This window comes from Streptomyces sp. LZ34, from assembly GCF_053890475.1.
Map to the genome: position 1 here is coordinate 7,131,695 of NZ_CM132680.1, position 18,415 is coordinate 7,150,109.

The window sequence follows — 18,415 nt, forward strand, 5'->3', positions numbered from 1 at the left end:
GCGGGATCATAGGGGGCATGTCCGGGCCCTATGTCATCCGTGGCTCGGTCTCCCTGCCGGAGGCCGAGCTCATGTGGCGTTTCTCGCGGTCGTCCGGGCCGGGCGGGCAGCACGTCAACACCAGCGACAGCCAGGTGGAGCTGCGCTTCGACCTGGCCGAGACCGAGGCGCTTCCGCCGGTGTGGAAGCAGCGCGCGCTGGAGCGGCTGGCGGGGCGGCTGGTCGGCGGAGTGGTGACCGTACGGGCGTCCGAGCACCGCTCGCAGTGGCGCAACCGTGAGACGGCGGCGGTCCGGCTCGCGTCGCTGCTGGCCGAGGCGACCGCGCCGCCGCCCAAGCCGCGCCGTGCGACCCGTATCCCACGCGGTATCAACGAGCGGCGGCTGCGGGAGAAGAAGCAGCGCGGCGACACCAAGCGGGGGCGGTCCGGGCGGGACTGGGGCTAGGGGACTGGGATTGATCGGGGCTGGTCGGGGTGGCGCGCTTTGAGGGCTTCGTGGAGGAGTTGCTCGACTTCCTGCTGACGCGGCTGGATGAGGCGGGCTTCGAACGGCTCGTCGCCCATGAGCCCAAGCGGATGGGCGCCTCATACATCTTCACGGGTGGTGGTCGGTGCGAGACGCGGGTCGACATGTTCACCGGCTGCGTTACCTGCTCGCAGGTCACTCCGTTGTCGCTCAAAGTCGAAGCATGGCCGTGCCTGCCTGTCCGCACCCTGGCACTGCGGTTCGCCGACGACCCGGACTTCGCCTACGGGTGGCGGCCGGAGTACGCCGTCTTCGCCTCCGGGAAGCTCGTCCACCCGGTGGGTGATGTCGAATGGCCCTGGGGCCTGTCCAGCGACCCGGCCGAATAGCCGAGGCTGGCTAGGGGAGGGTGGAGCGGACCGCGTCCGGGGTGCGGCCCACCACCGCCGTGCCGTCGTCCGCCGTGATGATCGGCCGCTGGATCAGGATCGGATGGGCGGCCAGCGCCTCGATCCACCGGGCGCGGGCGGACTCCTCGCGCGGCCAGTCCGCCAGGCCCAGTTCGGCCGCGACGGACTCGCCGGTGCGGGTGATGTCCCAGGGCTCCAGGCCGAGGCGGCGCAGGACGTCCTCGATCTCCTGGGCGGTCGGCGGCGCCTCCAGATAGCGGCGCACCGTGTACTGGGCGCCCTCGGCGTCCAGCAGGGTCAGCGCGGAGCGGCACTTGGAGCAGGCGGGGTTGATCCAGATTTCCATGGGTGTTTCGGGTCTCTCGGTCGCTGGGGGAGCGTGGGGGAGGCTACCCCAGCGTGCGGTAGCGGCCCCGGAAGTACATCAGCGGGCCGCCGTCCGCGCTCGGGGTCCCCGCCGACAGCACCCGGCCCACCACCAGTGTGTGGTCGCCCGCCGTCACCCGCTGCTCGGTGCGGCTCTCCACGACCGCGAGCGCTCCGCCGACGAGGGGTGCGCCCGTGGCGTCACCGCGCGTATAGGGGATGTCCTCGAACAGCAGTCTGTCGCTGATACGACCCTTCATGGCGAATCGTCCCGCTATGTGGCGCTGACTTTCCGACAGGACCGATACCGCCCAGAGGGGCTGTCGGGTCAGTAGGTCGTCCATCCGCGAGCCGTTGCGAACGCTTACCATGACGAGCGGCGGGTCAAGTGACACCGACATAAACGCGGTGGCCGTCATGCCGACGTCCTCGCCGCGCGGCCCGTCCTCCGGGTCGTGGGCGGTCACCAGTACCACGCCCGTGGAGAGTCGGGACAGGGCGGCACGGAACTCGTCCTCACTCACCCCACCAGCATGGGGGATGGCGGGCTGGGCCGGGGCGGAACTCGATGGGTGCGGCACGTACCGAACGCTAACGCGGGCCCGGGGGGCCCCGCATCGGGCCCCGGGACCAGGCCGGTCCTAGGTCGCGGGCCGTATCCGCCGTACGCCGGGGGCGGCAGTCCGCGACCTTCGGATGAGTGGCTGAATGGTGTTTCGGGATTTGCATTCACAAAATTCAGGAGCGCTCCCACGCTTGTCTCCAAGGCTTGAACACTGTCTGTGACATGACTCACACCAGGCAGTAATTGTTGACCCTGTGTACCGAGTGAACAGCTCGCTGTGATTCAGTGGCCATGGCAATCGGACGACAAGTCGGACGACAAGAAGGACGACAAGAAGGACGACAAGAAGCCAGGAGTTGCTGTCGAGGTCTCGGGGGAGTAGCGAGCGATGGAGACCGAGTCGGAGCCGTACATCCGCCTTGCGACCCTGCGGTTGTTGCACCAGGTGGTCGCCGATCTGAACACCGCCCGCAGCCTCGCCGACACCGTGCAGACCGTCGCCGACGGGGTGATCGCCGGGCTCGGCTACGAGCTCTCGGCTGTCAATCTGGTCCGCCAGGACGGCGATCTGGTCGTCGCGGCCGTCGGCGGCAACGCCGGGGCCGAGGCCCTGATGGCCGGCCGGGTCGGCTCGCGCGCCTCCTGGGAGCGCCGGCTGTCCATGGGCGACCGCTGGGGTGCCCTGCGCTTCATCCCGTACACCGAGGGGTGGGTGCTCGACGACGACGACGTTCCGCAGTGGCACACCCCAGGGCCGGTGCCCCGCTTCCCCGACGAGTGGCATCCCATGGACCGGCTGTTCGCCCCGATGTACACGGCGGGCGGCGCGGGCGGCGAGCTGATCGGCGTCATATCCGTCGACCGGCCGAGCAGCGGCCGCCGCCCCGGCGCATGGGGGCGCGAGGCCCTGCAGATGTACGCCTTTCAAGCCGCCACCGCGATCGGCAACGCCCGCCTGCGCGCCAACATGCAGCGCGCGCTGCTGCGCCTGGAGCGCGAACAGCAGGCCCTGCGCGCCAGCGAGGAGAGCTTCCGGCAGGCCTTCGAGTACGCGCCGAGTGGCATGGCCATCGCCGAGATGGGCGGCGACCAGCACGGGCGGCTGCTGCGCGCCAACGACGCGCTGTGCCGGCTGCTGGGCCGCCCGGCCTCCGCCCTGCGCCGTTACTCCTTCTCCGACCTCGTTCACCGCGAGGACATCGGCACCCTGCTGCGCACCTCCGCCGAGGGCGGCCGCTCCGAGCTGCGGCTGGCCCGCCGGGACGGCAGCTACGTCTGGGTGAGCCTGCGCAACTCCGTGGTCGCCGACGCGGCCGACGGCCCGCGCTTCCTGCTCACCCACGTCGAGGACATCGAGGAGCGCAAGCATCACGAGCTGCAACTCGCCCACCGCGCCAGCCACGACTCGCTGACCGGCCTGCCCAACAGCGCCGAGCTGCGCACCCGCCTCGGCAGCAGGCTGTGCGGCAACCCGCCGCGGCCCGGGGAGTCCGGGTCCGGGGAATCGGGGTCCGGGGAATCCGGGTCCGGGGGCGACGCCGCCGGGGCGGGCGGGCTCTCCCGCGGCTACGACGAGTTCGAGGGGCTGGGCGTCTTCGACGAGCCGGGGGTCTTCGGCACGCCAGGCGTCTTCAGCACGCCGGGCACGCCAGGCACGCCGGCTGTCTTCGACGGGCCGGGGCCGGGCGGGCCCGGCGGGTCGGGTGCGTTCGACAGGCCGGGCGGCGGCATCCCGTACGAGCCCCATGTGCACGCCATCGCGCCACGGGAGGACGACGACGTCGACGACGGCCACAAGGGGCTGGCCGTCCTCTTCTGCGACCTGGACGGCTTCAAGTCGATCAACGACCGGTTCGGCCACCACGCGGGCGACGCCGTGCTCATCGAGGTCGCCCGCCGGCTGGCCGCCGGGGTGCGGGAGGGGGACACCGTGGCCCGCCTCGGCGGCGACGAGTTCGTGGTCCTCGCGGACGGCCTCGGCCGGGCCGACGCCAAGGACCTGGCCGTCCGGCTGCGCAACGCGATCACCCCGCCGATCCGGGTCGACGGCCGGGCCGTCCGGGTCGGGGCCAGCTTCGGTATCGGCTGGGCCAGTTGCGGGATGACGGCCGAGGAAGTGCTGCAATCGGCTGACCAGCGGATGTATATCGAGAAGCGGTCGCGCTCCAGGGACCGCCGCCGCGCCGGATGAGCCTTCGCTGACTCGCGTTCTCTTTGGCACGGTAGGCTGCCCCGATGCGGCACTGCCGCCGACGGTGAATCGACCATGAATATTGGCCATCCGGACAGTGCATGCCCTGTTGCGGCCTTCCCGGCCCTGATATGAGCTGTCATGGCGCGTTCGCACCTGAGCGCCGTTGGCCATATGTACAGGGGAGTGACGAGAGGGATGACGGCCGGCAACAACGGCTCGGACACGCCGGAGAATGACGACCCGTTCGCCTATCTGTACCGCTCAGAGGGCGGGCAGGACGGTCAGCCGGGACAGTCGGGCTCCGCCCCCCGGACCGGCGGCTACGGCTACCCGGGCCCGACCGCCCCGCACCAGCCAGGGGTCCCCCGCACCTCGTACAACCACGTCCGCGCGGTCGGCGAGCGCACCTACGGGCAGCAGAACCAGCAGCAATACCAGCAGCAGTACCAGCAGCAGACCCAGCAGATTCCGAACCAGCAGGCGCACGGCAGCCAGGGTCAGCAGCAGGGTTACGGGCAGCAGAACGCCCACTACGCCGCCCCCGAGACCCTGCCCGGCGGTGCCCCCCGCCAGCCGGGGCCCTCGCGCGGCGGCCGCGGCCGTGGCCCCAACAACAAGGGGCTGCTCATCGGCGCGCTCGCCGTCGTCGCCGTCGTCGTGGTCGGCATCGGCGTCGCGATGATCACGAACGGCGGCGACGACGAGAAGAAGGACAAGGCCGACCCCACCAACTCGTCCACGGCGGGCGCGAGCGTCAAGCCCAGCGAGACCGCCAAGCCGACCAAGAAGCCGTCCCCGCTGCCCACCGAGGACGCGTGGGGCATGAGCCTGGAGGGCGGCGCGGCGCCCGCGACGGACATCCCGGGCGCCAAGGCCGACGGTGGTAAGTACGTCGGCGGGCTGAACACCCCCGGCGCGTCCGCGACCTGGAGCGTGGACGTCGACAAGAGCGGCTCGTACAAGCTGTACGTGCAGTACGGCGTGCCCGGCGAGGACCAGGGCCTCTCCCTCAACGTCAACGGCAAGCAGGCCACCGAGCCGCTCCGCATGAAGAACTACGCCAAAGCGAAGCAGGGCGACTGGGAGAAGGGCTGGACGTACACCTGGACCATCGTCAACCTCAACCCTGGCACCAACACGGTCAAGGTGTCCTGCGAGGCGGGCGACAAGTGCAACGTCAACCTCGACCAGATGTGGCTCGAGAACAAGTGAGGCCGCGAGGGCCGCTCAGGCCGCCGGGTCCTCGGTGACCTCGATCCGCCCCAGCAGCCCCTCGTAGGTGGCGCGGTCGAACTCGCCCGCCGCCGGGGCCCGTACGGCCGCCGCCGACAGGGCCACCGCGCGTGCCAGCCGGTCCGGCCACGGAGCCCCGTCGACCAGACCGGACAGCAGCCCGGCCACCGCGGAGTCCCCCGCCCCCGTCGGGTTGCCCGCGAGGCGGCGCGGCGGGGCGGCCCGCCAGGTGCCCTCGGCGGTGACGGCGAGCATGCCGTCCGCGCCGAGCGAGGCGGCCACCGCGCGCGCCCCGCGCCGCCGGGCGTCGCGCGCGGCGCGCAGCGGCTCGGTGGAGCCGGTGAGCCCGGCGAGTTCGTCGGCGTTCGGCTTGACGATGTCGGGGCGGGCGGCGATGCCGCGGCGCAGCGGTTCGCCGCTGGTGTCCAGCAGCGTGGGGACGCCCGCCGTGCGCGCCTCCCGGATGAGCCGGGCGTACGTCCCGACGGGGACGCCGGGCGGCAGGCTGCCGCACAGCGCGACCGCGGACGCCTCGCGCAGCAGTTCGGCGTACGCGCCGAGGAACGCGGACCACTCGGGGGTGGTGACGATCGGGCCGGGCTCGTTGAGCTGGGTGGAGTCGCCCGAGCCGGCGTCGACGACGCCGACGGTGCGCCGGGTCGTCCCGGCGATCGGCACCAGGGCGTCCGTCACCCCGCCGCCGAGCTCGGCGAGCCGCTCCCGCAGGACCGTCCCCGTCACGCCCCCGGCGAAGCCCGTGACGACGGTGCGGTGGCCGAGGGCGGACAGTACCCGGGCGACGTTGAGGCCCTTGCCGCCGGGCCGCTCGGTGACCTCGGTGACGCGGTGGGTGGTGTGGGCGCGCAGGCGTGGCACCTGGTAGGTGATGTCCAGGGCGGTGTTGAGCGTGACCGTCAGGATCACCCTGGCATCCCCTTCGTCCGTCCCCCGGCCCGGTGTGCGCCCGTGTGTTCCGCGGGTGTGTGCGGCTGTGAAGGATCATGCCAAAACGGCGGCGGCGGGCCCAGCCCCTATGGGGGCCGGCCCGCCTGACCAAGGTGGCGAATCAGCCCACTTCGGGATCGATCACCCATGCGCCCCGGCGCATCACGCCCACCACCGCGAAGTCCTCGCCCAGCACGACCAGATCGGCGTCCTTGCCCGCCTCCAGCGAGCCCACCCGGTCGTCGAGGCCCAGGACCTTCGCGGGGGTGGCGGACAGCGCCCGTACGGCCTCGGGCACGCTCAGCCCGTCGAGGGTCACGGCCCGGGCGAAGGCGCGGTCGAGGGTCAGGGTCGAGCCCGCGATCGAACCGGCCGTCGGGCCGCCGCTGATCCGCGCGACTCCGTCGGTGACCTCGACCTCCATCGGGCCCAGCGGGTAGACCCCGTCGCTCATGCCGGCCGCGCCCATCGCGTCCGTGATGAAGGCGACCCGGTCGGCGCCCGCGCGGCGGAAGGCGAGGCGCAGCGCGGCGGGGTGCAGATGCGTGCCGTCGTTGATCAGTTCGACGGTGACCCGCTCGTCCTCCAGCAGGGCGGCCACCGGCCCCGGCTCGCGGTGCAGCAGCGGCGGCATCGCGTTGAACAGGTGCGTCGCCACGGTCGCGCCCGCCTCGACGGCTTCGAGCGCCGCCTCGTACGCCGCGTCGGTGTGGCCGACGGCCGCGATGACGCCGCTGTCGGCCAGCAGCCGCACGGAGTCCAGGCCGCCGGGCAGTTCGGGCGCCAGGGTCAGCATCTTCGCGGTGCCGCGCGCGGCGTCGACGAGCTTGCGCACATCCGCGGGGGCCGGGTGGCGCAGCAGCGACGGCTGGTGGGCGCCGCAGCGGTGCGGGGAGATGAAGGGGCCCTCGAAGTGCACGCCGGCCAGCTCGCCCTGCTCGACCAGCTCGGAGAGGACCGAGGCCTGCCGCGCGAGGTCGTCGAGGTCGCCGGTGACGGTGGAGGCGAGCAGGGTGGTGGTGCCGTGGCGGCGGTGCGTATGGGCGACGGTGAGGGCTTCCTCGGCGGTGCCGGACGAGAAGGACGCGCCGCCGCCGCCGTGCACATGCATGTCGATGAAGCCGGGGACGATCCAGTGGCCGGTCAGATCGAGCGCGGCGCCGCCGGGGGCGGGCTCGCCGCTGCCGGTCGCCGCCCCGCCCGCCTCGACGATGTGCCGGCCCTCGACCGTCACCCGCCCGTCCTCGACCACACCGGTCGGCAGCACCACCCGGGCGCCCATGAGAACCGTTCGAGCGGTTGGAGCCGTTGGAGCCGTTCGTCCGACCATCAGGCGCTTACCTCCGTGGAGAGAAGATCCCAGGCGAGCAGACCCGCGCCCAGGCATCCGGCGGTGTCCCCGAGGGCCGCCGGGACGATAGAGGGCAGCTTCTGGAACGTGATCCGCTCCTCGACCGCCGTGCGCAGCGGCGCGAACAGGGTCTCCCCGGCCTCGGCCAGGCCGCCGCCGACGATCAGTACCCCGGGGTCCAGCAGGGTGACCCCGGTGACCAGGCCGTCGGCGAGCGCGCCCACGGCCTCCTGCCACACCGCCACCGCCCGCGGGTCGCCGGCCTCGACGGCCTTGGCGCAGTCCGCGGCGTCGGCATCGGGGTCGCCGCTCGCCCGCGCCCAGGCGCGGCCCACCGCGGAGGCCGAGGCGAGCGTCTCCAGGCAGCCGGACTGCCCGCATCCGCACGCCGGGCCGCCCGGCCGTACGACGATGTGGCCGATCTCGCCCGAGGAGCCGTTGGCCCCGGGGTCGACGTGTCCGTGGATGCCGATGGCTCCCGCGATGCCGGTGCCCACCGACACGAACAGAAAGCGGTCGGCTCCTTCGCCCGCTCCTATCCGTCCCTCGGCCAGCCCGCCCATGCGTACGTCGTGGGCCAGCGCGACCGGCGTCCCGGCGAGCCGTTCGGCCAGCAGGGCGCGCAGCGGCACATCGCGCCAGCCGAGGTTGGCGGCGAAGACGGCGATGCCGCGGTCCTCGTCGAGGACCCCGGGCACGCCTACCCCGGCCGCGGCGGCCGGGGTGCCGTAGCGCTGCTCGCCGATGGCGCGCAGCTCGGCGGCGAAGTCGAGGATCGTGGCGACGACGGCCTCCGGCCCGCGCTCCCGGCCCGTGGGCCGTCTGTCCTCGTGGAGGAGCGCGCCGTCCGCCCCCACGAGGGCGGCCTTCATACCGGTGCCGCCCACATCGAGGGCGATGACATGTTTCACGGGAACAGTCTCGCGCGATCCCCCGTGAGAGGTCTAGTCCACTCGCCGTTCGGGCGGTGGACTACGCTCCGGTTGTCCGCGTAAAGGTGAAGTTCGATACCGAAGCGATATCCGTATGGTGTAGACCCTGTGGAGGTATACGGGGCAGACTCGCTCGACCCTCCTGGGAACCGGCCAGGAGGATAGTCAAGCCACGAGGGTGGGGAAGAGCAGTGCAGCGTCGGCGATTCATGGGTCTGACGGCGGCGGGTGCCGTGACGGCGGCGATGTCGCCCGCGCTGACGGCGTGCGGAAACGAGGGCCCGGGCTCGGGTGATGTCACCCTGAAGGTGGTGGCCGCCGACTACGGCGACAGCTCGGCCAACAGCTCTCAGAAGTACTGGGACAAGCTGGCCCGGGAGTTCGAGGCCAAGCACGAGAACATCAAGGTCGATGTCCAGATCCTGAGCTGGACCGAGGTCGACAAGAGCGTCGCCGCCATGGTCAAGCGCGGCGAGGCCCCGGACATCGCGCAGATCGGCGCGTACGCCGACTTCGCCGCCGCGGGCAAGCTCTACCGCGCCGACCAGATGCTCTCCATCCCCACCCAGGCCGGGTTCATCGAGTCGCTCGCGCGGGCGGGCGAGGTCAAGCGGGTGCAGTACGGGCTGCCCTTCGTCTCCAGCGCCCGGCTGTTCTTCTACAACAAGAAGCTGTTCGACGAGGCGGGCGTCACCTCGGCCCCGGAGAGCTGGGCCGAGCTGAAGGACGCCGCCGTCAAGCTCAAGGCGATCGGCGTGAAGATCCCCTACGGGCTGCCGCTCGGCCCCGAGGAGTCACAGGCCGAGACCATGATGTGGCTGCTCGGCGGCGATGGCGGCTACACCGACACCAACGGCAGCTACACCATCGACTCGACCCAGAACATCAAGACCTTCGAGTGGCTGCGCGACGAGCTGGTCGGCGAGGGCCTCACCGGCCCCGACGCCCCGGCCCGCACCAACCGCCAGGACATCTTCGACGCCTTCACGCGCGGCGAGGTCGGCATGCTCAACGGCCACCCGACCCTGATGCAGCAGGCGGACGGCCACGGCATCGAGTACGGCACCGCGCCGCTGCCCGGCCGCGACGGGAAGTCCAGGGCCACCATGGGCGTCGCCGACTGGGTCATGGCCTTCAAACAGAACGGCAACCGCCGGCAGGCCGGGCTCTTCCTGGACTTCCTGTACGACGAGCAGAACGTGCTCGACTTCACCAGCCAGTACGACCTGCTGCCGGTGACCAGCAAGGCCTCCGGCGCGATGCGCGGGGACCGCGAGTACAAGCGGCTGTGGAAGTTCCTCGACGAGCTGGAGACGGCGCAGTTCTACCCGGTGGACAAGACGTCCTGGGCGACGGTTCAGGCGGACCTGAAGAAGAAGATCGGTTCGGTGGTCGCCAAGGGCGGCGACCCGGCGGGTGTGCTCAGCGAGGTCCAGCGCCAGGCCGACGCGATGGAGACTTCGGCGGGCTAGCGATGCAGGGCGAGCAGGGCGAGCAAGATCAGCAAGGCGGGCCTGGGGACGGGCGCGCGGAGGAACATGCGGCAGTGCCCGGCGAGGCGGCCGAGGGGCCCGTCGAGGCGGTCGGCGAGGCGGCTGGGGAAGCGGCCGGCGAGGTGGCCGGGCTGTCCGAGCGGGACCGGGCCGTGCTCGCCGTGGAGCGGCGCGGCTGGCCGGGGCCCGGCGCCAAGGAGCGCGCGATACGCGAACAGCTCGGCATCTCGCCGACCCGCTACTACCAGCTCCTGAACGCCCTCCTGGACGACCCCCGCGCCCTCGCCCACGACCCGGTGACCGTCAACCGCCTGCGCCGCCTGCGCGCGGCGCGGCGCGACCGCCGCTGACCGGGACCGCCGGCCACCCCCATCGCCCCACCCCACCCGCCCCCGTGGCGATAGGGTCGGCAGCATGGGCAGCCACCCTCTTCCCGTACCCACGACAGCGGCCGGCCGTGAGGGCCTCGCGGCGATCCTTCAGCGGCCCGGGGAGGCCGTCTTCGCCTTCGACTTCGACGGCACCCTCGCCGACATCGTCCCCGACCCCGACCAGGCCCGCGCCCACCCCGGCGCCGTGCCCGCGCTCTCCCGGATCGCCCCGCTGCTGCGCTCCGTCGCGGTGATCACCGGCCGTCCGGCCGCCCTCGCCGTGGAGTACGGCGGGTTCGCCGAGGCCGCGGGCCTCGACCACCTCGTGATCCTCGGCCACTACGGCGCCGAGCGCTGGGACGCCGCCGACCGCGAGGTCACCGCCCCGCCCCCGCACCCGGGCGTCGCGGCGGCCCAGGCGGAACTCCCGGACGTACTCGCCGCGGCCGACGGCGCGCGTGGCGCCACCGTGGAGGAGAAGGGGCGCGCCGTCGCCGTCCACACCCGCCGCGCCGCCGACCCGCAGCGCGCCTTCGAGGCGCTGCGCGAGCCGCTGCGCCACCTCGCCGAGCGGCACCGGCTGATCGTCGAGCCCGGCCGCCTGGTGCTCGAACTGCGCCCGCCGGGCGTGGACAAGGGCGTCGCCCTCACCGAGTACGTACGGGAGACCGGGGCCGGGGCCGTGCTGTACGCGGGCGATGACCTGGGGGACCTGGCCGCGTTCGCGGCGGTGGAGCGGCTCAGGTCGCGCGGGGTGCCCGGGGTGCTGGTGTGCAGCGGCAGCGCCGAGGTCACCGAGCTGGCCCAACGGGCCGACCTGGTGGTCGACGGCCCCGCGGGGGTCGTGGACCTGCTGACCGCGCTGGCGGCGGCGGTCGAAGGCGGGTAGGGGGCAAGGCCCGCCGCAGGCGTCACGCGTCCGTCAGCTCCCGCAGCTGCGCGAGGAACCACTGCGCGGGCGGCAGCGCGGTCGCGGCGGCCACCAGCCGCTTCGTACGCTCCGCCCGCTCGCCGTCCGCCATCGACAGCGCCTCGTGCAGCGCCCGAGCCGTCGCCTCGATGTCGTACGGGTTCACCACCAGCGCGTCGTCGCCCATCTCCGCGTACGCCCCGGCCTCCCGCGACAGCACCAGCGCGCAGCCCTTCTCGGAGACCACCGGCACCTCCTTGGCGACCAGGTTCATCCCGTCCCGGATCGGGTTGACCAGGGCCACGTCCGCCAGCCGGTAGGCGGCGAGCGACCGCGCGAAGTCGTCCTTCACATGGAGCGCGACCGGCTGCCAGCCCTCCGTGCCGTACTCGGCGTTGATCGCGTCGGCGACCCGCCGCACCTGCTCCGTGTACTCGCGGTAGACGGCCAGGTCCTGGCGGGAGGGGTAGGCGAAGGCCACGTGCACCACGCGCTCCCGCCACTCGGGGCGGGTCTCCAGCAGCCGCCGGTAGGCCAGCAGCCCGCGGACGATGTTCTTGGACAGCTCGGTGCGGTCCACCCGGACGACGGTCTTGCGCCCGGGGCCGATCTGCGCGCGCAGGGCCGTCAGCCGCTCGTCGACGTCCGCGGCCCGCGAGCGCTTCCGCAGGAAGTCCGCGTCCGCGCCGAGGCCGTGCACGCCCAGCCGGGTCTCGCGCCCCTCGAGGCGCACGGACAGCCGCGCGCCGTCCCGCACCACCTCCGCGCCGAGCACGGCCGCGGCGCAGTCGGCGAAGGCCAGGGCCCAGCGCTCGGTGAGGAACGCGGCGCGGTCGCCGCCCAGGATGCCGCGCAGCACGCTCGCAGCCACGTCGTCCGGCAGCAGCCGGTAGTAGTCCGGCGGCGCCCAGGGGGTGTGCGAGAAGTGGCCGATCCGCAGGTCCGGCCGCCGCTCCCGGAGCAGGCTGGGCACCAGCGCCAGGTGGTAGTCCTGGACCAGCACGGCGGCGCCCTCGGCGGCCTCCTGGGCGAGGGCGTCCGCGAAGGCCGCGTTGTACGCCTGGTAGGCGCCCCACTGGGCGCGGAACTCCGCGTCGAAGACCGGCTCGAGCGGCGTCTGGTAGAGCAGATGGTGGACAAACCACAGCACCGAGTTCGCGATGCCGTTGTACGCGGCGTCGAAGACCTCCGGCGCGATGTCGAGCATCCGCACCAGCTGCCCGCCGGTGTCGCCCGGGTCCAGATGCCCGGGCCCGGCCCGCCGGGCCGCCTCGCGGTCGCCGTCGCCCAGCGCCGCGCAGACCCATACGGCGTCGGTGTCCGGCCCTATGGCACTGAGGCCGGAGACCAGCCCGCCGCCGCCGCGCTTGGGGTCAAGCGAACCGTCCTCCCGCAGGGTGTACGAGACCGGGCCGCGGTTGGACGCGACGAGGACCTGTGCAGCACTGCGCTCGGAGGCCATGTCGCGTACCTAGCCACCTCACGAGTCGCGCAAACGTGCGTGCGGCTTCTTGCCCCGGTCGGGGCAGGCGGGCGTCACGCCGCACGCCGCTCCACATACTCCGGGATCTCGATCATCGGCGGCCGCTCCTCCGTGTCCACGGCGCTCGTCCGCGCCACGAAACCGGCCTCGCCCCGGTCGAACTGGGTCAGCCGCGGCCGCACCAGATGCCCGCGGGCCAGCCGCAGCTGGGCCGTGCGGTAGATCGTGGCCGCCATCCGGCCGAGCGCCTGCGCGTCCTGGTGCCGGTGGATACGCACGCCGAGGTCCACCTGGGCGAGCGCGTCGAGCCCGACCGTGTGCAGCGAGTCGATGAGAATGGCGAGCTCCACCCCGTACCCGACCGGGAAGGGCAGCCGCTCCAGCAGCGTGCGGCGCGCCGCGTACTCGCCGCCGAGCGGCTGTACGAAGCCGGCCAGCTGCGGCCAGTGCAGGTTCAGCAGCGGCCGGGCCACCAGCTCGGTGACCCGTCCGCCCTGGCCGGCTGTGTTGCCGGCTGTCCTGCCGACTGTCTTGTCGGAGGCGAGCGCGTTGAACTCAGGGCGGAGCGGCCGGTCGTACATCCCCTTGACCAGGTGCACGTCCGGGTCGGTCAGCAGCGGGCCGACGATCCCGGAGACGAAGCGCGCATCGAATTCCCGCAGGTCGGCGTCGATGAAGCAGACGATGTCGCCGCTGGTCGCCAGCAGCGAGCGCCACAGCACCTCGCCCTTGCCGGGCAGCGTCGGCAACTCGGGCAGCAGGGAGTCGCGGTGCACGACCCTCGCCCCGGCCGCCGCGGAGACCTCGGCGGTGCGGTCGGTGGACCCGGAGTCCACCACCACCAGTTCGTCGACCAGGGGCGTGGCCTGGCTCATCAGCTCGCGGCGGATGGTCGCGGCGATCTCACCGACCGTCGCCTCCTCGTCGAGGGCGGGCAGGACGACGCTCACCGTTCTGCCTGTGGCTCGCTTGGCGGCCAGCAGGCGGTCGAGCGGACGGTCGTCGGCGGACCAGGACCGCTCCTCCAGCCAGCGCTCCACCTCTTCCAGCACGTCCATGTCTCCCTGCTGTGTGTGCGGACAGTTCGCGGTAAGTACGTCGGGGTCAGCCGCGTCCCAGCACGTCAGCTGTGATGCATCTCGCGCTTCGGACGACTATCTCAACCATCCGGGCCTTCGGTTACAGTCTTGAACAACGCACGTGACCGTCGTATGTCGGGGGTCTTCGTGCGACAAACACGCCGGGCTGGGCCCGGCGTCATACCGCTCATCCAGAGGGGCAGAGGGAACGGCCCGTTGAAGCCCCGGCAACCCTCCAGCCGGTCCTGATTCGATTCTCAACGAAGCGGGGCCCCGGCTAGGGAAGGTGCCAATTCCGGCTCGCGGCGAGATGCGCCGTGAGGAAGATGAGGAGAAAGGGCCTCGCCTCCATGGCTGTGCAAGCTGTCGAAAGTTCAACCGCTTCTTCTGGTTCCGCAGGTTCTGCCGGTTCTTCCGTTTCGCTCGGCCCCGCCGTCGCCCTGTCCTGTCGCGAGTGCGGTGAGCGTTTCCCCCTCGGCCCCATTTTCGCCTGTGTGGAGTGTTTCGGACCGCTCGAAGTCGCGTACGACCTGCCGACCGGCGACCCCGAGGGGCTGCGCCGGCGGATCGAAGCCGGCCCGAACAACATCTGGCGCTACGCCCCGCTGCTGCCCGTCCCGGCGGACGTGGCCGACAAGCCCAACATCAACCCCGGCTTCACCAAGCTGGTGAAGGCCGACAACCTGGCCCGCGAGCTGGGTGTGACCGGCGAGCTGTACATCAAGGACGACTCCGGGAACCCGACGCACTCCTTCAAGGACCGCGTCGTCGCCCAGGCCGTCGAGGCCGCGCGCGCCTTCGGCTTCACCACCCTCTCCTGCTCCTCCACCGGCAACCTCGCGGGCGCGGTCGGCGCCGCGGCGGCCCGCGCGGGCCTGCGCTCCTGCACCTTCATCCCGCACGACCTGGAGCAGGGCAAGGTCGTCATGGCCGCGGTCTACGGCGGCGACCTGGTCGCCATCGAGGGCACGTACGACGACGTCAACCGCTTCTGCAGCGAGCTGATCGGCGACCCGGCGGGCGAGGGCTGGGGCTTTGTCAACGTCAACCTCCGGCCGTACTACGCGGAGGGGTCCAAGACCCTCGCGTACGAGATCTGCGAACAGCTCGGCTGGCGGCTGCCGGACCAGCTGGTCATCCCGATCGCGTCCGGCTCGCAGCTCACGAAGATCGACAAGGGGCTGAAGGAGCTCATCGCGCTCGGCCTGGTCGAGGACAAGCCCTACAAGATCTTCGGCGCTCAGGCCGAGGGCTGCTCCCCGGTCTCCACCGCCTTCAAGGCGGGCCACGACGTGGTGCGGCCGCAGAAGCCGAACACCATCGCCAAGTCGCTGGCCATCGGCAACCCGGCGGACGGGCCGTATGTGCTGGACATCGCGCGCCGCACGGGCGGGGCGGTTGAGGACGTGAACGACGAGCAGGTCGTCGCGGCGATCAAGCTGCTGGCCCGTACGGAGGGGATCTTCGCGGAGACCGCGGGCGGGGTGACCCTGGGCGTGACGAAGAAGCTGCTCGAGAACGGGGTGCTGGACCCCGCCCTCACCACCGTTGTGCTCAACACCGGAGACGGCCTCAAGACGCTCGACGCGGTCGCCCCGACGAGTGGGCCCACGGCGGTGATCCGCCCGAGTCTCGACGCGTTCCGCGAAGCTGGTCTGGCCTGAATCGGCCCGGCTCAAACCAGCTGGCTTGAATTCGTCCCTCGCCCCCGCTGCAATTCCCACAGAAGGTGAAACGCTCATGAGCGTCAATGTCCGAATCCCCACCATCCTGCGCACCTACACCGGCGGGCAGGCCGAGGTCAGCGCCGATGGGGCGACCCTCGCCGAGGTCCTGGCGGACCTGGACCGCAATCACCAGGGCATCGCGGCCCGCGTTCTGGACGAGACCGGCAAGCTGCGCCGTTTCGTCAACGTCTACATCAACGACGACGACGTGCGCTTCGCGGAAGGCCTGGAGACGGCGACCCCGGACGGCGCCGGTGTCTCGATCATTCCGGCGGTCGCGGGCGGCTGCTGAGCCGCTCACGGCCCGGTTGTACCCCCCGAGGTAAACGGAATCGCCTCGTCCTGATAGAAACGGACGAGGCGATTCCGTGTTTAGAACCGCGATACAGTTGAAGCGATCCCCTTCTGTCGGCTTCTGGCGGCCTCCGCGCCGACCGCATATGAGAACTCGTCAACTTGTGCGTGAAGTGTGCGCGCGAATTGCCGGGTTAATCCCTTATGTCCGGCCCTGCTTGCCCTGAATTCGCAGGAATTTGCCGCTTATTACCGTTCGACCGTCGCCAGAATTCTCGTCCGATTGACCTGTTGCACAGGGCAGTGGGACAGATACATTCAGCGGCGGTCGACGCGTTCCGGCGCACACCCCCCTCGACTCGGGGGGTGAGGTCTGACCCGGGTCCGCGGAGTGCGGTCCTGCGCAAGGGCCAGCAATAGGGGAGTTAGGAATGGCTCAGGGCACCGTCAAGTGGTTCAACGCGGAGAAGGGGTACGGCTTCATCGCGGTCGACGGTGGTGCGGACGTGTTCGTCCACTACAGCGCGATCCAGATGGACGGTTACCGCACCCTCGAGGAAGGCCAGCGGGTCGAGTTCGAGATCTCGCAGGGTCAGAAGGGGCCGCAGGCGGACATGGTCCGCGTGGCTGTTGGCTGAAGCGCGCCGACGCGAGGCAGCTGACTGGACCGTTCAAAGGGCCCGTACCCCCTGGGGGAACGGGCCCTTTGACGTGGGTGCAGACGACCAGCTTGTCCCGTCCTGTCACCCACTCACGCTTGCACTCTCGGGGGTCGAGTGCTAATCATTGGCGTTAGCACTCTAAGAGTGAGAGTGACAGAAGGATCGGGTTGGTGAGGTCCGTCAGGCCGTGCGGGGCAAGGAACCGCAGGGCAGGCAGACCGTCCGTCGCGGGCGCCAGGCGCGGTCCGGAGCAATCCACCCCGTCTTGGGAGGACCACTTCACATGGCCAAGATCATCGCGTTCGACGAGGAGGCGCGGCGCGGCCTCGAGCGCGGGATGAACCAGCTCGCCGACGCCGTCAAGGTCACCCTCGGCCCCAAGGGCCGCAACGTCGTCCTCGAGAAGAAGTGGGGCGCCCCCACGATCACCAACGATGGTGTGTCCATCGCCAAGGAGATCGAGCTCGAGGACCCGTACGAGAAGATCGGCGCCGAGCTGGTCAAGGAGGTCGCGAAGAAGACGGACGACGTCGCCGGTGACGGCACGACGACCGCGACCGTCCTCGCCCAGGCGCTGGTCAAGGAGGGCCTGCGGAACGTAGCCGCGGGCGCCAACCCGATGGCCCTCAAGCGCGGCATCGAGAAGGCCGTCGAGGCCGTCTCCGCCCAGCTGCTCGAGCAGGCCAAGGACGTGGAGACCAAGGAGCAGATCGCCTCCACCGCCTCCATCTCCGCCGCCGACACCCAGATCGGCGAGCTCATCGCCGAGGCGATGGACAAGGTCGGCAAGGAAGGCGTCATCACCGTCGAGGAGTCGCAGACCTTCGGGCTCGAACTCGAGCTCACCGAGGGCATGCGCTTCGACAAGGGCTACATCTCCCCGTACTTCGCCACCGACATGGAGCGTATGGAGGCGTCGCTCGACGACCCGTACATCCTGATCGTCAACTCGAAGATCACCAGCGTGAAGGACCTCCTCCCGCTGCTGGAGAAGGTCATGCAGTCGGGCAAGCCGCTGCTGATCATCGCCGAGGACATCGAGGGCGAGGCCCTGGCGACCCTGGTCGTCAACAAGATCCGTGGCACCTTCAAGTCCGTCGCCGTCAAGGCCCCGGGCTTCGGTGACCGCCGCAAGGCCATGCTCGGCGACATCGCCATCCTCACCGGTGGCACCGTCATCTCCGAGGAGGTCGGCCTCAAGCTGGAGAACGCGGGCGTCGACCTGCTCGGCCGTGCCCGCAAGGTGACCGTCACCAAGGACGAGACCACCATCGTGGACGGCGCCGGCGACACCGACCAGGTGCAGGGCCGCGTCAACCAGATCCGCGCCGAGATCGAGTCCTCGGACTCGGACTACGACCGGGAGAAGCTGCAGGAGCGCCTGGCGAAGCTGGCCGGCGGCGTGGCCGTCATCAAGGCCGGTGCCGCCACCGAGGTCGAGCTCAAGGAGCGCAAGCACCGCATCGAGGACGCGGTGCGCAACGCCAAGGCCGCCGTGGAGGAGGGCATCGTCGCCGGTGGTGGCGTGGCCCTGCTCCAGACCGTCTCGGTCTTCGACAAGCTGGAGCTGGACGGCGACGAGGCCACCGGCGCCCAGGCCGTGCGCCTGGCGCTCGAGGCCCCGTTGAAGCAGATCGCGGTCAACGCCGGCCTCGAGGGCGGCGTCGTGGTGGAGAAGGTGCGCAACCTCACCCCGGGCCACGGCCTGAACGCCGCGACCGGCGAGTACGTCGACCTGATCGCCGAGGGCATCATCGACCCGGCCAAGGTCACGCGCTCCGCGCTGCAGAACGCCGCGTCGATCGCCGCGCTGTTCCTGACCACCGAGGCCGTCATCGCCGACAAGCCGGAGAAGGCCGCCGCGGCGGGCGCTCCGGGCGGCATGCCGGGCGGTGACATGGACTTCTGATCGACGCCTCAAGTCGATCGGCTG

General features: G+C 71.4%; 18 protein-coding genes and 1 riboswitch. Of the genes, 11 read left to right on the top strand and 7 right to left on the bottom strand.

What is annotated here, in order from left to right; translation table 11 throughout:
* Positions 1-17: 17 nt before the first annotated feature.
* Entirely contained in the window at positions 18-446 is a 429-nt protein-coding gene (gene arfB, locus ACWY4P_RS29485; RefSeq protein WP_456203390.1) for an alternative ribosome rescue aminoacyl-tRNA hydrolase ArfB, read from the top strand.
* Between the two features lie 29 nt (positions 447-475).
* Positions 476-856, top strand: coding sequence for a hypothetical protein (locus ACWY4P_RS29490; protein ID WP_456203392.1), 381 nt, complete (start codon positions 476-478; stop codon positions 854-856).
* Between the two features lie 10 nt (positions 857-866).
* Here the strand turns inward: ACWY4P_RS29490 and ACWY4P_RS29495 are convergent, their stop codons facing one another.
* A complete protein-coding gene (locus ACWY4P_RS29495) occupies positions 867-1,223 on the bottom strand; it encodes an arsenate reductase family protein (RefSeq protein WP_456203394.1) in 357 nt (118 codons plus the stop codon).
* A gap of 43 nt (positions 1,224-1,266) precedes the next feature.
* The gene (locus ACWY4P_RS29500) at positions 1,267-1,767 is read right to left on the bottom strand and encodes a flavin reductase family protein (RefSeq protein WP_456203395.1); all 501 of its coding nucleotides are present in this window, start codon (positions 1,765-1,767) and stop codon (positions 1,267-1,269) included.
* Between the two features lie 429 nt (positions 1,768-2,196).
* On the opposite strand from ACWY4P_RS29500, the gene cdgB reads away from it, so the two are divergent.
* Together cdgB and ACWY4P_RS29510 are read left to right on the top strand one after the other, a co-directional pair.
* Entirely contained in the window at positions 2,197-3,999 is a 1,803-nt protein-coding gene (gene cdgB / locus ACWY4P_RS29505; RefSeq protein WP_456203397.1) for a diguanylate cyclase CdgB, read from the top strand.
* Between the two features lie 198 nt (positions 4,000-4,197).
* Positions 4,198-5,214 carry a carbohydrate-binding protein gene (locus ACWY4P_RS29510; protein ID WP_456203399.1) on the top strand — a complete coding sequence of 339 codons (1,017 nt, stop codon included), beginning with the start codon at positions 4,198-4,200 and terminating at the stop codon, positions 5,212-5,214.
* 15 nt (positions 5,215-5,229) lie between these two features.
* Here the strand turns inward: ACWY4P_RS29510 and ACWY4P_RS29515 are convergent, their stop codons facing one another.
* The 3 genes from ACWY4P_RS29515 to ACWY4P_RS29525 all read right to left on the bottom strand — a co-directional run bounded on the left by ACWY4P_RS29515 (position 5,230) and on the right by ACWY4P_RS29525 (position 8,442).
* Positions 5,230-6,159 carry a 1-phosphofructokinase family hexose kinase gene (locus tag ACWY4P_RS29515; RefSeq protein WP_456203401.1) on the bottom strand — a complete coding sequence of 310 codons (930 nt, stop codon included), beginning with the start codon at positions 6,157-6,159 and terminating at the stop codon, positions 5,230-5,232.
* A gap of 142 nt (positions 6,160-6,301) precedes the next feature.
* Entirely contained in the window at positions 6,302-7,462 is a 1,161-nt protein-coding gene (nagA, locus tag ACWY4P_RS29520) for an N-acetylglucosamine-6-phosphate deacetylase (RefSeq protein ID WP_456203403.1), read from the bottom strand.
* Between the two features lie 47 nt (positions 7,463-7,509).
* Positions 7,510-8,442, bottom strand: coding sequence for an ROK family protein (locus tag ACWY4P_RS29525; protein ID WP_456203405.1), 933 nt, complete (start codon positions 8,440-8,442; stop codon positions 7,510-7,512).
* 212 nt (positions 8,443-8,654) lie between these two features.
* On the opposite strand from ACWY4P_RS29525, the gene ACWY4P_RS29530 reads away from it, so the two are divergent.
* The 3 genes from ACWY4P_RS29530 (at position 8,655) to otsB (ending at position 11,216) form a co-directional block, all read left to right on the top strand.
* The gene (locus ACWY4P_RS29530) at positions 8,655-9,935 is read left to right on the top strand and encodes an ABC transporter substrate-binding protein (RefSeq protein WP_456203407.1); all 1,281 of its coding nucleotides are present in this window, start codon (positions 8,655-8,657) and stop codon (positions 9,933-9,935) included.
* Positions 9,936-9,937: 2 nt separating this feature from the next.
* Complete coding sequence (locus ACWY4P_RS29535) at positions 9,938-10,306, top strand: DUF3263 domain-containing protein (protein WP_456203409.1); 369 nt, start codon at positions 9,938-9,940, stop codon at positions 10,304-10,306.
* A 64-nt stretch (positions 10,307-10,370) separates the two neighbouring features.
* Complete coding sequence (gene otsB / locus ACWY4P_RS29540; RefSeq protein WP_456203411.1) at positions 10,371-11,216, top strand: trehalose-phosphatase; 846 nt, start codon at positions 10,371-10,373, stop codon at positions 11,214-11,216.
* Positions 11,217-11,238: 22 nt separating this feature from the next.
* Here the strand turns inward: otsB and ACWY4P_RS29545 are convergent, their stop codons facing one another.
* On the bottom strand, positions 11,239-12,699 hold the full coding sequence (locus tag ACWY4P_RS29545) for an alpha,alpha-trehalose-phosphate synthase (UDP-forming) (protein ID WP_456203413.1): 1,461 nt from the start codon (positions 12,697-12,699) through the stop codon (positions 11,239-11,241).
* 74 nt (positions 12,700-12,773) lie between these two features.
* A complete protein-coding gene (locus ACWY4P_RS29550; RefSeq protein ID WP_456213099.1) occupies positions 12,774-13,772 on the bottom strand; it encodes a glucosyl-3-phosphoglycerate synthase in 999 nt (332 codons plus the stop codon).
* Between the two features lie 211 nt (positions 13,773-13,983).
* Positions 13,984-14,132: riboswitch (SAM riboswitch) on the top strand.
* On the opposite strand from ACWY4P_RS29550, the gene thrC reads away from it, so the two are divergent.
* The 4 genes from thrC (at position 14,126) to groL (ending at position 18,391) form a co-directional block, all read left to right on the top strand.
* Complete coding sequence (gene thrC / locus ACWY4P_RS29555; RefSeq protein WP_456203414.1) at positions 14,126-15,463, top strand: threonine synthase; 1,338 nt, start codon at positions 14,126-14,128, stop codon at positions 15,461-15,463. (Overlaps the previous riboswitch by 7 nt.)
* 76 nt (positions 15,464-15,539) lie before the next feature.
* Positions 15,540-15,818, top strand: a complete 279-nt coding sequence (locus tag ACWY4P_RS29560; RefSeq protein ID WP_456203416.1) for a MoaD/ThiS family protein — start codon at positions 15,540-15,542, stop codon at positions 15,816-15,818.
* A 433-nt stretch (positions 15,819-16,251) separates the two neighbouring features.
* Positions 16,252-16,458, top strand: a complete 207-nt coding sequence (locus ACWY4P_RS29565) for a cold-shock protein (RefSeq protein ID WP_009716982.1) — start codon at positions 16,252-16,254, stop codon at positions 16,456-16,458.
* Positions 16,459-16,765: 307 nt separating this feature from the next.
* Complete coding sequence (groL, locus tag ACWY4P_RS29570) at positions 16,766-18,391, top strand: chaperonin GroEL (protein WP_014177535.1); 1,626 nt, start codon at positions 16,766-16,768, stop codon at positions 18,389-18,391.
* The last annotated feature ends 24 nt before the right edge of the window (positions 18,392-18,415 follow it).

Bases quoted from the DNA above. Each gene is read 5' to 3' on its own strand.
- otsB (WP_456203411.1), top strand. From the start codon at position 10,371: ATGGGCAGCCACCCTCTTCCCGTACCCACGACAGCGGCCGGCCGTGAG.
- cdgB (WP_456203397.1), top strand. From the start codon at position 2,197: ATGGAGACCGAGTCGGAGCCGTACATCCGCCTTGCGACCCTGCGGTTG.
- ACWY4P_RS29560 (WP_456203416.1), top strand. From the start codon at position 15,540: ATGAGCGTCAATGTCCGAATCCCCACCATCCTGCGCACCTACACCGGC.
- ACWY4P_RS29565 (WP_009716982.1), top strand. From the start codon at position 16,252: ATGGCTCAGGGCACCGTCAAGTGGTTCAACGCGGAGAAGGGGTACGGC.
- ACWY4P_RS29510 (WP_456203399.1), top strand. From the start codon at position 4,198: ATGACGGCCGGCAACAACGGCTCGGACACGCCGGAGAATGACGACCCG.
- arfB (WP_456203390.1), top strand. From the start codon at position 18: ATGTCCGGGCCCTATGTCATCCGTGGCTCGGTCTCCCTGCCGGAGGCC.
- groL (WP_014177535.1), top strand. From the start codon at position 16,766: ATGGCCAAGATCATCGCGTTCGACGAGGAGGCGCGGCGCGGCCTCGAG.
- ACWY4P_RS29535 (WP_456203409.1), top strand. From the start codon at position 9,938: ATGCAGGGCGAGCAGGGCGAGCAAGATCAGCAAGGCGGGCCTGGGGAC.
- thrC (WP_456203414.1), top strand. From the start codon at position 14,126: ATGAGGAGAAAGGGCCTCGCCTCCATGGCTGTGCAAGCTGTCGAAAGT.
- ACWY4P_RS29545 (WP_456203413.1), bottom strand. From the start codon at position 12,699: ATGGCCTCCGAGCGCAGTGCTGCACAGGTCCTCGTCGCGTCCAACCGC.
- ACWY4P_RS29495 (WP_456203394.1), bottom strand. From the start codon at position 1,223: ATGGAAATCTGGATCAACCCCGCCTGCTCCAAGTGCCGCTCCGCGCTG.
- nagA (WP_456203403.1), bottom strand. From the start codon at position 7,462: ATGGGCGCCCGGGTGGTGCTGCCGACCGGTGTGGTCGAGGACGGGCGG.